This is a genomic window from Saccharothrix sp. 6-C, from assembly GCF_016695385.1.
Taxonomy (GTDB): Bacteria; Actinomycetota; Actinomycetes; order Mycobacteriales; family Pseudonocardiaceae; genus Actinosynnema; species Actinosynnema texasense.
This window is the reverse complement of record NZ_CP064192.1, coordinates 1,120,052-1,133,667: the sequence shown is the minus strand read 5'-3', so window position 1 is coordinate 1,133,667 and position 13,616 is coordinate 1,120,052. Positions and strand designations below refer to the sequence as shown.

Annotated in this window: 13 protein-coding genes; 9 read left to right on the top strand and 4 right to left on the bottom strand. The window is 71.2% G+C overall.

The annotated features are described in order from the left end of the window. Both IOD16_RS05320 and IOD16_RS05315 read right to left on the bottom strand, forming a co-directional pair. On the bottom strand, positions 1–858 hold the full coding sequence (locus IOD16_RS05320; protein WP_201439135.1) for an SMP-30/gluconolactonase/LRE family protein: 858 nt from the start codon (positions 856–858) through the stop codon (positions 1–3). Further along, positions 851–2,092: an MFS transporter gene (locus IOD16_RS05315; RefSeq protein ID WP_201439134.1), complete on the bottom strand. Its 1,242-nt coding sequence runs from the start codon at positions 2,090–2,092 to the stop codon at positions 851–853. Before IOD16_RS05315 ends, IOD16_RS05320 begins: the two co-directional genes overlap by 8 nt. A 62-nt stretch (positions 2,093–2,154) precedes the next feature. Between IOD16_RS05315 and IOD16_RS05310 the strand changes: the two genes are divergently transcribed. Genes IOD16_RS05310 through IOD16_RS05300 form a run of 3 tightly spaced genes read left to right on the top strand, consistent with a single transcriptional unit; the run spans position 2,155 to position 5,174 of the window. Next, positions 2,155–2,655 carry an ArsR/SmtB family transcription factor gene (locus tag IOD16_RS05310; protein ID WP_201439133.1) on the top strand — a complete coding sequence of 167 codons (501 nt, stop codon included), beginning with the start codon at positions 2,155–2,157 and terminating at the stop codon, positions 2,653–2,655. 43 nt (positions 2,656–2,698) lie between these two features. After that, a complete protein-coding gene (gene hflX / locus IOD16_RS05305) occupies positions 2,699–4,144 on the top strand; it encodes a GTPase HflX (RefSeq protein WP_123743390.1) in 1,446 nt (481 codons plus the stop codon). 4 nt (positions 4,145–4,148) lie between these two features. Continuing rightward, complete coding sequence (locus tag IOD16_RS05300; protein WP_236594761.1) at positions 4,149–5,174, top strand: hypothetical protein; 1,026 nt, start codon at positions 4,149–4,151, stop codon at positions 5,172–5,174. A gap of 24 nt (positions 5,175–5,198) precedes the next feature. Here the strand turns inward: IOD16_RS05300 and lexA are convergent, their stop codons facing one another. Continuing rightward, a complete protein-coding gene (gene lexA / locus IOD16_RS05295; protein ID WP_211348174.1) occupies positions 5,199–5,900 on the bottom strand; it encodes a transcriptional repressor LexA in 702 nt (233 codons plus the stop codon). 386 nt (positions 5,901–6,286) lie between these two features. Between lexA and IOD16_RS05290 the strand changes: the two genes are divergently transcribed. The 6 genes from IOD16_RS05290 to IOD16_RS05265 all read left to right on the top strand — a co-directional run bounded on the left by IOD16_RS05290 (position 6,287) and on the right by IOD16_RS05265 (position 12,785). Then, complete coding sequence (locus IOD16_RS05290) at positions 6,287–6,613, top strand: LysM peptidoglycan-binding domain-containing protein (RefSeq protein ID WP_236594760.1); 327 nt, start codon at positions 6,287–6,289, stop codon at positions 6,611–6,613. A gap of 403 nt (positions 6,614–7,016) precedes the next feature. Beyond that, the gene (gene nrdR, locus IOD16_RS05285) at positions 7,017–7,475 is read left to right on the top strand and encodes a transcriptional regulator NrdR (RefSeq protein WP_123743391.1); all 459 of its coding nucleotides are present in this window, start codon (positions 7,017–7,019) and stop codon (positions 7,473–7,475) included. A gap of 101 nt (positions 7,476–7,576) precedes the next feature. Continuing rightward, positions 7,577–10,429, top strand: coding sequence for a vitamin B12-dependent ribonucleotide reductase (locus IOD16_RS05280; RefSeq protein WP_123743392.1), 2,853 nt, complete (start codon positions 7,577–7,579; stop codon positions 10,427–10,429). Beyond that, the gene (locus tag IOD16_RS05275) at positions 10,345–11,208 is read left to right on the top strand and encodes an ADP-ribosylglycohydrolase family protein (RefSeq protein WP_328809421.1); all 864 of its coding nucleotides are present in this window, start codon (positions 10,345–10,347) and stop codon (positions 11,206–11,208) included. Before IOD16_RS05280 ends, IOD16_RS05275 begins: the two co-directional genes overlap by 85 nt. Positions 11,209–11,259: 51 nt before the next feature. After that, positions 11,260–12,231, top strand: a complete 972-nt coding sequence (locus tag IOD16_RS05270; protein ID WP_201441210.1) for an ADP-ribosylglycohydrolase family protein — start codon at positions 11,260–11,262, stop codon at positions 12,229–12,231. After that, positions 12,228–12,785, top strand: a complete 558-nt coding sequence (locus IOD16_RS05265; RefSeq protein ID WP_201439131.1) for a hypothetical protein — start codon at positions 12,228–12,230, stop codon at positions 12,783–12,785. Before IOD16_RS05270 ends, IOD16_RS05265 begins: the two co-directional genes overlap by 4 nt. 78 nt (positions 12,786–12,863) lie before the next feature. Here IOD16_RS05265 and IOD16_RS05260 read toward each other — a convergent pair whose 3' ends face one another. After that, positions 12,864–13,616: a succinate dehydrogenase/fumarate reductase iron-sulfur subunit gene (locus tag IOD16_RS05260; protein WP_123743394.1), complete on the bottom strand. Its 753-nt coding sequence runs from the start codon at positions 13,614–13,616 to the stop codon at positions 12,864–12,866.

Sequence of the window (13,616 nt, the reverse complement as noted above, 5' to 3'; positions counted from 1 at the left end):
TCAGAGCCCGACGACCTCAAGCTTGCCCAGCCGCGCCTGCGACACCACCTCGGGCTGCGAGCTGGGCGCGGTGCAGCAGACCAGCCGGTCGCCGACGATCGCCACGGCGAAGCAGAGCTGGCTGGTCTCCACCTTCCGGGTGATCTCGCCGCCTTCCTCGACGCGGAACACGAACGGCTGGAGCGCGGGCGCGACCCACACGCCGCCGTCGGCGTCCACCGCGATCCCGTCCGGCGCGATGCCGTGCTCGCGCAGCGACGCGAAGACCCGGCGGTCGGACAGCGAGCCGTCGTCGGCCACGTCGAACACCGTCAGCCCGAACGCCAGCGTCTCGGCGACCACCAGCCGGCCGTCCGGCAGCAGCCCGGTCCCGTTCGGGAACTTCAGGTCCTCGGCCGCCACCTCCACCGACCCGTCGGGCCGGACCAGCGCCAGCGGCGTGCCGGGCGCGACCCAGCCCGGTTCCAGCATCGCCGCCTCGCCGCCCGCCGCGATGGCCGCGTGCAGGTCGAAGCCGAAGTTGCCGACGTACGCCCGGCCCTCGGCGTCGACCAGCATGTCGTTGGCGTGGAAGGTGGCGATCCCGGTCAGGTCGGCGTGCTCGACCAGCCCTCCCTCCTCCAGGCGCAGCACCTTGCGGTCCCGCATCGACACCACCAGCAGCCGCCCGTCGGGCAGCCAGCCCAGCCCCGACGGCTGCCCCGGCACGTCGCAGACGACCTCCTGCTCGCCCGTGTCCAGGTCGAGCGCGCGCACCTCGTGGTCGTAGAAGTCCGAGTAGTGCAACCGCCCGTCGGGCCCCTGCCGCGGACCTTCGCCGAACCGGAGACCTTCGCGCAGCACGGTGGTGTCAGCCATGCCGGTCGAGGCTAGTGATCACCGGCAGGTCGCGCATCGACCGCAGCGGTGACAGGACCACCCACAGCACCGCCAGGGCCTGCCCCGTCATCGCCACCCACAGCGTGGCCGTGACGCCGACACCGCCACCGAGCACGCCGCCCAGCAGCCCGCCGATCGGCATCGAGCCCCACACCACGAACCGGATGCTGGCGTTCATCCGGCCGAGCAGGTGGTCCGGGCAGATGGACTGCCGGTAGCTCACCTGGGCGATGTTGTAGACCGTCGCCCCGTAGGCCACCGCGGCCTCGCCGACGAGGAGGAACCCGATCCGCCAGTCCGCCGCGCCCAGCGGGACGAGCACCCCCAACGGCCACGTGACCAGGCCGGACAGCCAGATCACCGTGGTCTGGCCGAACCGGGCGTTCCACCGCGTCACGGTCAGCGCCCCCAGCACGCCGCCGACCCCGGCCGCGCTGAGCACCAGGCCGACCACGCCCTCGGACAGGCCGAGGTCCCGCACCAGGAACAGCACCAGCACGGCCGCGGACATGCCGCCGAAGAAGTTCGCGGTGCCCGTGCAGCCGACGATCGCGCGCAGCGACCGGTTCCCGAAGACGAACCGCAGGCCCTCGGCGATCTCGTGCGCCAGACCGGGCTTGTCCGGTGTCCGGGGCGGCGGCTCCTCGACGCGGATGCGCAGCAGGAAGAACGCCGACGCCAGGTAGCCGACCGCGGTGGCGAGCACGCCGAGGGCCGCGCCGACCGCCTGGGCGACGCCACCGGCCACGGCCGGCCCCGACACCTCCGCCACGGCCCGGCTGGCCTCCAGCTTCGAGTTGCCCTCGACCAGCTGCTCCCGGCCGACCAGCGCGGGCAGGTACGACTGGTAGGCGATGTCGAACATGACGGTGGCCGCGCCGACCAGCAGCGCGACCACGACCAGGTGCGGCAGCGCGAGCACGTCCAGCCACCAGGCCAGCGGGATCGACAGCAGCAGGACGGCCCGGGTGAAGTCGGCCACCAGCATCACCGGACGGCGGCGCAGCCGGTCCACCCAGACCCCGGCGGGCAGCCCGATCAGCAGGAACGCGGCCGTGCTCGCGGCCGACAGGACACCCATCTCGAACGGCGTCGCGGCCAGCGCGCCCACCGCGAGCAGCGGCAACACCGTGCGGCCGATCGTCGAGCCGAACTGGCTGATGGTGTCGCCTGCCCACAGCAGGCGGAAGTCGCGATGAGACCAGAGGGACACGCCGGAAGTGTCGCGGGAGTGATTGGAAACTGTCAATCACTCAGTTCCGGGCGGTCTAGGCTGTGCCGGTGCAACGACGTCCGGCGACCGACGCCGAGGCCGCCGCCCTGGCCTCGGCCGTGCGGCTGCGCATCATCCGGCTCACGTACGACCGCGCGCTGACCAACAAGGAGATCGCCGAGCGGCTCGGCAAGGACCCCGCCACCACCCTCCACCACGTGCGCAAACTCGTCGCCACGGGCTTCCTGGAGGCGCAGGAGGAGCGCACCGGCAACCGGGGCGCGCGGGAGATCCCGTACCGGTCGACGGGGCTGTCCTGGCGGCTCCACAAGGGCAGCAGCCCGTACCCCGAGGAGACCAGCGAGGCCGTGTTCCAGGCGTTCCTGAGCGAGGTCGCCGAGGTCGGCCCGGCCGCCATGAACCAGTTCCGGCTGGTGGCCAGGGTCGACCGCGCGGAACTAAAACGACGCCTCCAGACGTTGTTGGATGAGCTGGCAACCGAGCCGGCCCACCCCGACGGGGAACGCGTGGCGATCTACCTGGCGCTCTACCCAGGCGATTAACCACTCGGTCCGGTCAGGGGTGCCGTGGGACGATGAAGGGCAAATGACGGAAAACACGTACAGCAGCAACGACTGGCTCGACCACGAGGACGAGCTGTCCACCGGCGACTTGGCGCTCGAAGAGCGCGCCGCGCTACGTCGCGTAGCCGGGTTGTCCACCGAGCTCGAGGACGTCACCGAGGTCGAGTACCGGCAGCTCCGGTTGGAGCGGGTCGTGCTGGTCGGCGTGTGGACCGAGGGCACGGCGGCCGATTCGGACGCCTCCCTGGCGGAACTGGCCCTGCTCGCCGAGACCGCGGGCTCCGAGGTGCTCGAAGGCCTCGTGCAGCGGCGCGACCGGCCCGACCCGGCCACCTACATCGGTTCCGGCAAGGTCCACGAGCTGCGCGACATCGTGATCGCGACCGGCGCGGACACGGTGATCTGCGACGGCGAGCTCTCCCCCGGCCAGCTGCGGCAGCTGGAGGAGAAGCTCAAGGTCAAGGTCGTCGACCGCACCGCGCTGATCCTCGACATCTTCGCCCAGCACGCGTCCACCCGCGAGGGCAAGGCGCAGGTCGAGATGGCCCAGCTCCAGTACCTGCTGCCGCGCCTGCGCGGCTGGGGCGCGTCGCTGTCCCGGCAGGCCGGTGGTCGTGCCGGCGGCGCCAACGGCGGCGTGGGTCTGCGCGGTCCCGGTGAGACGAAGCTCGAGACCGACCGCAGGCGCATCCGCGCGCGCATCTCCAAGCTGCGCCGCGAGATCGCCGCGATGGGCGTCACCCGGGAGACCAAGCGGCACCGCCGCGTGGCCAACTCGGTGCCCAACGTCGCCATCGCGGGGTACACGAACGCGGGCAAGTCCAGCCTGCTCAACGCGCTGACCGGCGCGGGGGTGCTGGTGCAGGACGCGCTGTTCGCGACCCTCGACCCGACCACGCGGCGCACCGAGACGCCCGAGGGCCTGGCCTACACGTTGACCGACACGGTCGGCTTCGTGCGGCACCTGCCGCACCAGCTGGTCGAGGCGTTCCGGTCGACGCTGGAGGAGGTCGCCGACGCGGACCTGCTGGTCCACGTGGTCGACGGCTCCGACGCGATGCCGGAGAAGCAGGTCATGGCGGTGCGCGAGGTGATCCGGGAGATCTCGTCCCGGCGCGACGACGCGATGCCGACCGAGCTGCTCGTGGTCAACAAGGTCGACGCGGTGGGCGAGCTGGGCCTCGCCCGGCTGCGGCACCTGTTCCCCACGGCGGTCTTCGTGTCCGCGCACACCGGCGAGGGCATCGCCGACCTGCGCGAGCGCATCGCGGCCATGACGCCGCGGCAGGAGGTCGTGGTCGAGGCGCTCGTGCCGTACGCGCGGGGCGAGGTGGTCGCGCGCGTGCACCGCGAGGGCGAGGTGCTCAAGGAGCGGCACACCGAGGAGGGCACCGAGCTGTCCGCCCGGGTCCGGCCGGACCTGGCCGGGGTGCTGGAGAAGTTCGCCGTGAACGGAAGCCACGCCTGAGCCGTTGCGCGCGCTGCTGGTAGTCCTGGGTCTGGTGCTGACGGCCGGTTCCGCTTCGGCGGAGCCGGCCGTCGCCGACGTGTGCGCGGTGACCGACCAGCGGCTGGAGGAGCTGTCCGGGTTCGCGTCCGACGGCGGGCAGTGGTTCGCCGTGAACGACAGCGACAACGGCCAGGTGCGGGTCCAGGTGCTCGACCGGGCGTGCGCGATCACCGGCACGATCACCGCGCCGAACAACCCGTTCGACGTCGAAGATCTCGCATTGGCCCCTGATGGAACCTTGTGGCTCGCGGACACCGGCGACAACGGCAAGACTCGGGAAACCGTGGCATTGCATGCCGTTTCCCCGGACGGCAGCGCACGTTTGTACCGACTTACGTATCCTGACGGAAAGCACGACGCCGAGGCATTGTTGCTCGACGGTTCCGGCATTCCGCACATCGTCACGAAGGAAACGATCGGATCGGCGTTGGTGTACCGGCCGGCCGCCGGGTTGAGCGAGGGCGCGCCGACGCCGCTGGAGCAGGTGGCGCGGGTGTCGATCACGACGACGGACACGCCGGGCGGACCGCTGCAGAACTCCGTGGTGACGCGCCTGGTCACGGGTGGCGCGATGTCCCGGGACGGCCGGGTGGCGGCGTTGCGGACCTACACCGACGCGTACCTGTTCCCGGTGCCGGACGGAGACCTGGCCAAGGCGCTGGAGTCGGACCCGGTGCGGGTGCCGCTGCCCGGTGAGCCGCAGGGCGAGGCCATCGCGTTCGACCCGGACGGCACGCTGCTGTCGGCCTCCGAGTTCGGCAGCGCCGGCACGTCGTCGGCCGTGCGCGCGGTGGCGGGCGCGGCGGCGTTGGCCGTGCCGCCCGCGCCGACGACCACGGCGGAAGCCGCGCCGTCGGCCGACGAGGCGACGAGCGCCACTCCCCCGGCCACCGATCCGCGGTCGCCGTGGCCGGTGGTGGGCGGCGGCGCGGTCGCGTTGGTGCTGGTCGGCGCACTGGTGCGCCGCTCACGCCGACGCAGGGCGTGAGCGGCTGCCGCCAGGGCTGTCCGCCTAGAGCCTGCGCAGGACGGCGACGACCTTGCCCAGGATCGACGCGTCGTCGCCGGGGATGGGCTGGTAGGCCGCGTTGTGCGGCATCAGCCACACGTGCCCGTCCTCCTTGCGCTTGAACGACTTCACGGTGGCCTCGCCGTCGATCATGGCGGCCACCACCTCGCCGTTGTCCGCCGTCGGCTGCTGGCGGACGACCACCCAGTCGCCGTCGGTGATGGCGGCGTCCACCATCGAGTCGCCGACGACCTTCAGCAGGAACACGTCGCCCTCGCCGACGATCTCGCGGGGCAGCGGGAACACGTCCTCGATGGCCTCTTCCGCCAGGATCGGCCCACCGGCCGCGATGCGGCCCAGCATGGGCACGTACGCGGGCGTCGGCTTGGACGCCGGGTCGAGGCCGGTCACGATCTCGGCGGGCAGCACGCCCACCGCGCGCGGCCGGTTCGGGTCGCGCCGCAGGTACCCCTTCCGCTCCAGCGCGCGCAGCTGGTGGGCGACCGAGGAGGTGGAGGTCAGGCCGACCGCCTCCCCGATCTCACGCACGCTGGGCGGGTAGCCGAACCGGTCGAGCCAGTCGCGGATCACGTCGAGCACCTTGCGCTGGCGCAGGGTGAGCCCGGCGTTGCCCGCGATGTCCGCCGGTTCGGGCGCGGAGGGCACATCGGCGGTGCGCGGGTCTTCGCTGGTCTTGCGTGCCACGGTGCTTCCTCCTCACCGGTCCCGATTGCCCAGGCCGGCTTCTCCGACGATCTTCACTTGTGGACGGTAGTCGCGTTCCTTGTCCAGATCAAACACCTGTTCGAAGTAAACACCGGCGTGTCCTAGCGATTTCGCCCGGCGAAGTGGTAGACATTCGCACGGACGTTCGATCGAACACAGGTTCGATCATGATCGGATGACCTGCGTTGGAGGACATCATGGCGGTGGTCATTGGCACCCGTAACAGCTTCGAACTGGTCGACGGCGCCGGTGCCGAGGATGTCGCCCTCGGCGCGGGATTGCGACCCGGACCACGGGTCCTCCGCCGGTTCGACGTACACGATAAGGACAACCGCCGCCCGTCGACCCGCCCCCGTCCGCTCGCCGTGCGCCCGACCGCGCCCGAGCCGATCGCCTGCGAGGTCCGGCCGCGCCGCCACCCGGCCGTCCAGTTCGCCGGCTACGCGACGGCCGCCGCCCTCTTCGCCGCGCTGCTGAGCCTGCTGTTCCTGTACTCCTCCGGCGCCACCACCGTCCCCGAACGGACCAACGTGGTGCACGTCCAGGTGGGCGAGTCGCTGTGGGACGTGGCCGAGCGCAGCGCGCCCGCCAGCGACCCGGACGCCGTCGTGGCCCGCATCCGCGAGCTGAACTCCCTCCCGGGCTCCGACGTCGTCCCCGGCCAGGCCCTGGTCGTCCCCCACGGCACCTGACCACTCGCGAGAGTCCAACCTCCACGCCGCGAGAGTCCAACGTCCACCGCGCGAGAGTCCTACGTTCGGAAGGCGTGAGTTCAACGCTCAGCGTTGAACTCAGGCGCGCTGAACGTAGGACTCTCGCGGTGTGAACGTAGGACTCTCGCGGCGTGAGCGTTGGACTCTCGCGTTTGGGTTCGCAAATCGGGAGGCGGTCCGTGACCGGTGGGACGCGGAGCGCTCCGGCATCCCATCGGGTGAACGCCGACCGGTGTGTCCGACTTGCAGACGGGCCGGGCGCGGGCATAGGTTGACCCCTACATCTAGTGGTCACACCGTTGTAGTTAGTCCACAGGTTGGGGTTTTCCCGACGAGTGAGGCTAACGCGATGGATGCTGCCCAGGGGAGGGGGAGACCAGCCGTGCGATGCCCGTTCTGCCGGAACTCGGACTCGCGTGTCGTCGATTCCCGCGAGGTCGACGAGGGCCAGGTCATCCGCCGCCGCCGGTCGTGCACGGCCTGCGGCCGCCGCTTCACCACGGTCGAGGAGGCCGTGCTGGCGGTGGTCAAGCGCTCCGGTGTGACCGAGCCGTTCAGCCGCGACAAGGTCGTCGTCGGCGTGCGCCGCGCGTGCCAGGGCCGCCCCGTCGACGAGGACGCCCTCCAGCAGCTGGCGCAGCGCGTGGAGGAGTCGATCCGCTCCGGCGGCGTCGCCGAGATCCCCAGCCACGAGGTGGGCCTGGCCATCCTCGGCCCCCTGCGCGAGCTGGACGAGGTCGCGTACCTCCGCTTCGCCAGCGTCTACCGCTCCTTCTCGTCCGTCGAGGACTTCGAGAAGGAGATCGCCGATCTTCGCACCGCCCAGGGCACGGACGACTGAGCGACGCGACGCAGGACAACCGCGCGGCCGCCTCGGACGGGGAGCCCGGACGTGGTCGCGCACCGAACTTTCCAAGACGAGCAAGACGAGAGGGACCCGGGATGACGGAGACCGTCGGTGGCTCCAGCAAGAAGACGGCCACCCGCAACGGCGCGGGGGACAAGAACGCCAAGCTCAAGGTGGAGCGCGTCTACACCACGGCGGGCACGCACCCCTATGACGAGGTCACCTGGGAGCACCGCGACGTCGTGATGACGAACTGGCGCGACGGCTCGGTGAACTTCGAGCAGCGCGGCGTCGAGTTCCCCGACTTCTGGTCGGTCAACGCCACCAACATCGTCACCAGCAAGTACTTCCGCGGCGCGGTGGGCACGCCGCAGCGCGAGCACAGCCTGCGCCAGCTCATCGACCGCGTGGTGAAGACCTACGTCGAGGCGGGCGTCAAGCACGGCTACTTCACCACCGCCGAGGACGCCGAGATCTACGAGCACGAGCTGACCTGGATGCTGCTGCACCAGGTGTTCAGCTTCAACTCGCCGGTCTGGTTCAACGTGGGCACCAGCTCGCCGCAGCAGGTCAGCGCCTGCTTCATCCTGTCGGTCGACGACACGATGGAGTCGATCCTGAACTGGTACCGCGAGGAGGGCCTGATCTTCAAGGGCGGCTCCGGCGCGGGCCTGAACCTCTCGCGCATCCGCTCGTCCAAGGAGCTGCTGTCCTCCGGCGGCACGGCGTCCGGCCCGGTGTCGTTCATGCGCGGCGCCGACGCGTCCGCGGGCACCATCAAGTCCGGTGGCGCGACCCGCCGCGCGGCGAAGATGGTCGTGCTGGACGTCGACCACCCGGACGTCGAGGAGTTCATCCAGACCAAGGCGCGGGAAGAGGACAAGGTCCGCGCGCTGCGCGACGCCGGGTTCGACATGGACCTGGGCGGCAAGGACATCGTGTCCGTGCAGTACCAGAACGCGAACAACTCGATCCGCGTGTCGGACGAGTTCATGCACGCCTACGAGAACGGCGGCCAGTTCGGCCTGCGCGCGCGCCAGACCGGCGAGGTCATCGAGCACATCGACGCGAAGGACCTGTTCCGCAAGCTGGCGCAGGCCGCGTGGGAGTGCGCCGACCCGGGCATCCAGTACGACGGCACGATCAACGACTGGCACACCACGCCGGAGTCGGGCCGGATCACCGCCTCGAACCCGTGCTCGGAGTACATGCACCTGGACAACTCCAGCTGCAACCTGGCGTCGTTGAACCTGATGAAGTTCCTGTCCGACGACGGCACGTTCAACGCGGAGCTGTTCGCCAAGTCGGTCGAGCTGATCATCACCGCGATGGACATCTCGATCTGCTTCGCGGACTTCCCGACCCCCGCGATCGGCGAGACGACCCGTGCGTTCCGCCAGCTGGGCATCGGCTACGCGAACCTGGGCGCGCTGCTCATGGCGACCGGTCACGCGTACGACTCCGAGGGTGGCCGCGCGCTGGCCGCCGCGATCACGTCCCTGATGCAGGCCGTGGCGTACAAGCGGTCCGCGGAGCTGGCGGGCATCGTCGGCCCGTACGAGGGCTACGCCCGCAACGCCGAGGGCCACCAGCGGGTCATCCGCAAGCACTCGGCCGCCAACGACATGCTGCGCACGTACCACGCGAACGACGGCGCGGTGCAGAAGGTCGCGACCAGGGCGTGGCAGGAGTGCCAGCGCATCGGCGCCCGCAACGGCTGGCGCAACGCGCAGGCCAGCGTGCTCGCGCCCACCGGCACCATCGGCTTGATGATGGACTGCGACACCACCGGCATCGAGCCGGACCTGGCGCTGGTGAAGTTCAAGAAGCTGGTCGGCGGCGGCTCGATGCAGATCGTCAACCAGACCGTGCCGCGCGCGTTGCAGGTGCTGGGCTACCAGCAGGAGCAGATCGAGGCGATCGTCGAGTTCATCGGCGAGCACGGCCACGTGGTGGACGCGCCGGGTCTCAAGCCCGAGCACTACGAGGTCTTCGACTGCGCCATGGGCGACCGCTCGATCGCGCCGATGGGCCACGTGCGGATGATGGCCGCGGTGCAGCCGTTCATCTCGGGCGCGATCTCCAAGACGGTGAACATGCCGGAGACGGCGACCGTCGAAGAGGTCGAGGAGATCTACTACCAGGGCTGGAAGCTGGGCCTGAAGGCGCTGGCGATCTACCGCGACAACTGCAAGGTCGGCCAGCCGCTGTCGGCGGGCAAGTCGGCCAAGTCCTCGGCGGTCGCCGAGGCCAAGGCCGAGACCGTCGTCGAGTACCGCCCGGTGCGCAAGCGCCTGCCGAAGAAGCGCCCGTCGCAGACGGTGTCGTTCACCGTGGGCGGCGCGGAGGGCTACCTGCACGCCGGTTCGTACCCGGACGACGGCCTCGGCGAGATCTTCGTCAAGCTGGGCAAGCAGGGTTCGACGCTGGCCGGCGTGATGGACGCGTTCTCCATGTCCATCTCGGTGGGCCTGCAGTACGGCATCCCGCTGGAGTTCTACGTCTCGAAGTTCCAGAACCTGCGCTTCGAGCCGGCGGGCATGACGGACGACCCGGACGTCCGCATCGCGACCAGCGTCCTGGACTACCTGTTCCGCCGCCTGGCGCTGGACTACCTGCCGGTCGAGAAGCGGGCGCAGCTCGGCATCTTCACCGCCGACGAGCGCACCGCGCAGGTCAACAGCGACTACGGCACCGGCTCCGACGTGGACCTGGAGGGTCTGCGCACGTCGGTCGACGCGGCCCCGGCCGCCTCGACCGCGCCGGCCCCGGCGGAGAAGAAGTCCAAGCCGCAGGACATTCGCGTGGGCAGCTCCACGGAGCTGCTCGAACTGCAACTGGGCACCACCGCCGACGCGCCGCTGTGCATGACGTGCGGCACGAAGATGCGCCCGGCCGGCTCGTGCTACCTGTGCGAGGGCTGCGGCTCCACCTCGGGCTGCAGCTGATCGTCCGGAACACCGACGCCCGGACGGGGGTTCGCTCCCCCGTCCGGGCGTTGTCGTGTCCGGGGAAGGGCTTAGGCACGGACGACACCGAGATGGCCTGCCTGCTGCCGGCCGAGTTGTGCGAGCACGGCGAGGTCGACCAGGACCGGTTGGCCGGGGAGTTCGCCGAGCGCTGCGACCCGTACCGGGGGTACGGGCCCGGCGCGGTGGTGGTGCTGCACCGCATCCGGGACGGGGTGCCGTGGCGCGAAGCGGCGGCGACGGCGTACCGGGGTGAGGGGTCGTGCGGCAACGGGGCGGCGATGCGGGTGGCGCCGTTGGGCGCGTTCTTCGCCGACGACCTCGACGCCGTGGTGACGCAGGCGGTTCGCTCGGCGGAGGTCACGCACCTGCACCCGGAGGGGATCGCGGGTGCGGTGGCGGCGGCCGTGGCGGCGGCCGTGCCCGGTCCGGGGATGGTCGACGCGGTGCTGGACCTGCTGGACGACGGGCAGGTCCGGCGTGGTGTCGAGGACGCGCGGCGACTGCTGGGGCGCACGGCCGCCGAAGCCGCCTACGAGTTGGGCAACGGGTCGCACTCGACCGCGCAGGACTCCGTGCCGTTCGTGCTGTGGGTCGCCGCGACGCACGCCGACGACTACCGGGGCGCTGTCACGGCCTGCGTCGAAGCGGGCGGCGAGATGGACACGACGGCCGCGATGGTGGGCGGGATCGTGGCCTGCCGCACGGGCGTGCCGGCTGACTGGCCGGCACGGCGCGAACCACTGCCCCCGGCATAGCCCCTTTTACCCGCGCTTCCGGGCGTGGTCGGCACCTACGATGTCGCCGTGATGCGGGCGAGCGGGTCGTTGTCGGGGTTGGCGTACGGGGATGCCCTGGGTGCGCCGACCGAGTTCATGAACGTCGCCGAGATCGAGCGGCGCTACGGCGCGGGCGGCCCGCGCGACCTCGAAGGCGATCCCGCCCTGGTCACCGATGACACCCAGATGACGTTGGCCGTCGCACGGGCGCTGGTCGGGGGGCGGGACGGGGTCGAGGACGCGCTGCGGGAGCACTTCGTGCGGTGGTGGGAGTCGCCGGACAACAACCGGGCGCCCGGCATGACGTGCTTGCAGGCGTGCGAGAAGCTCGCCGCCGGGCTGCCGTGGCGGGAGGCGACCGGGGCGTCGTCCAAGGGCTGTGGCGCGAACATGAGGGTCGTGCCGGTCGGCCTCGTGCCCGACCTGTCCGACGACGACCGCGCCGGCATCGCGCAGTTCCAGTCCGCTCTCACGCACGGCCACCCCACGGCGCTCGCGGCCAGTGAGCTGACGGCGTTCGCGGCGCGGTGGCTGGTCGACGGCACGAGTCCCGGTGACCTGACGGCCGCGTTGCGCGAGCGGTGCGCGGAGCAGCGCACCACCTACCGGGAGGAGTGGCTGGCCGACCTGTGGGTACGTCCCGGGGTGTCCACTCCGGAGGAGTTCATCGCCCGGGGTTGGGACGAGTGCGCGGAGGCGCTCGACGTGCTGGCCGCCGCCACGCCGGACCGCGACGCCGACCCGTGCCTGGCCACGGGCGCCGGGTGGATCGCGGAGGAGGCGCTGGCCACCGCGCTGCACTGCTTCCTGCTGCTCCGCGACGAACCGGTGGCGGCGCTGTCCCGGGCGGCGACGACGTCCGGCGACTCCGATTCGATCGCGTGCCTCACCGGCGCGTTCGCGGGCGCGGTCCACGGCCTCGGCGCGTGGCCCGAGGAGTGGGCCGAGCGCGTCGAGCACGGTGACGAGCTGGCCGCGCTCGGCCGGCGGTGGGACCGGTGAACCACGTCCTGGCCGGCTACCGCGTGGCGTCGCGGGGCGCGCGGCAGGACTGGCAGGACGCGGGCCTGCCGGACGGCGAGCTGGTGTCGGCGAGCGGTTGCGTCACGACGGTCGTGACGGACGGCTGGGACGACTGGTTCGGCGATCCGGCGTCCGCCGGACGTGCCCGGGAGGGTCGGGGGGACCTGCACGTGCTGGAGGTCGGGATCGCCGCCCGAGACGTCGAGCCCTTGCTGGCGGACGTGCGCGAGGGCGGTTGGGACGTGGCAGCGGGCAGCCTGCCGGCCCGCCTGGCCGGCGCCGAGCCCGTCCGCGCGACCGACGTGCTCGGGTTCGAGCTGGTCGGCTACGACAGCGGGACCTGGCACACCTGGACGTGCCTCGGCGGTCTGGTCGAGGACGTGCGGACGGCGACCGGTGTCCGTCCGGGCCGGTGGGGGCTCGTCCAGGACGAGTCGGAGGCGCGAGCGGCGGCCGACTGGCTCACCGCCTCCGGGCTGGGCGACCCGAAGGTGTTCTTCTGGGTGGCGGCCCGGCTCGCCAGTGCCGGATAGGCCAGTCCGAAAGTGGTCCGCCCGCCCGCCCGCCCGGGCGGGCGGGCGGGCGGGCGGGCGGACCTCAGCGAGCCGTCGTCAGGCCTTGTTGCGGAACAGCTTGTTGCCCAGCCACACGATCGGGTCGTAACGCCGGTCGGCCACGCGTTCCTTCATCGGGATCAACGCGTTGTCGGTGATCTTGATGTGCTCCGGGCACACCTCGGTGCAGCACTTCGTGATGTTGCACAGGCCCAGGCCGTGCGACGACTGCGCCTCCTGCACGCGGTCCGCCTCGTCGAGCGGGTGCATCTCCAGCTCGGCGACCCGCATCAGGAACCGCGGCCCGGCGAACGACTCCTTGTTCTCCTCGTGGTCGCGGATGACGTGGCACGTGTTGTTGCACAGGAAGCACTCGATGCACTTGCGGAACTCCTGCGAGCGCTCCACGTCGACCTGCTGCATCCGGTACTCCCCCGGCGCCACGCCGGCCGGCGGCTTGAACGCGGGGATCTCACGCGCCTTCTTGTAGTTGTACGAGACGTCCGTGACCAGGTCGCGGATCACCGGGAACGTGCGCATCGGCGTCACGGTCACCGTCTCGTCCTCCGCGAACACCGACATCCGGGTCATGCACAGCAGCCTCGGCTTGCCGTTGATCTCCGCCGAGCACGACCCGCACTTGCCCGCCTTGCAGTTCCACCGCACGGCCAGGTCCGGTGTCTGGGTCGCCTGCAACCGGTGGATGACGTCGAGCACGACCTCGCCCTCGTTGACCTCGACGGTGAAGTCCTCCAGGCCACCGCCCTCGTCCGAACCGCGCCACACCCGGAAGTGCCCCTGGTACCCCAT

Excerpts from the sequence above, each read along its gene's own strand:
- IOD16_RS05280 (WP_123743392.1), top strand. The coding sequence starts at position 7,577 with ATGACGGAGACCGTCGGTGGCTCCAGCAAGAAGACGGCCACCCGCAAC.
- hflX (WP_123743390.1), top strand. The coding sequence starts at position 2,699 with ATGACGGAAAACACGTACAGCAGCAACGACTGGCTCGACCACGAGGAC.
- IOD16_RS05320 (WP_201439135.1), bottom strand. The coding sequence starts at position 858 with ATGGCTGACACCACCGTGCTGCGCGAAGGTCTCCGGTTCGGCGAAGGT.
- IOD16_RS05270 (WP_201441210.1), top strand. The coding sequence starts at position 11,260 with ATGCGGGCGAGCGGGTCGTTGTCGGGGTTGGCGTACGGGGATGCCCTG.
- IOD16_RS05260 (WP_123743394.1), bottom strand. The coding sequence starts at position 13,616 with ATGGGGTACCAGGGGCACTTCCGGGTGTGGCGCGGTTCGGACGAGGGC.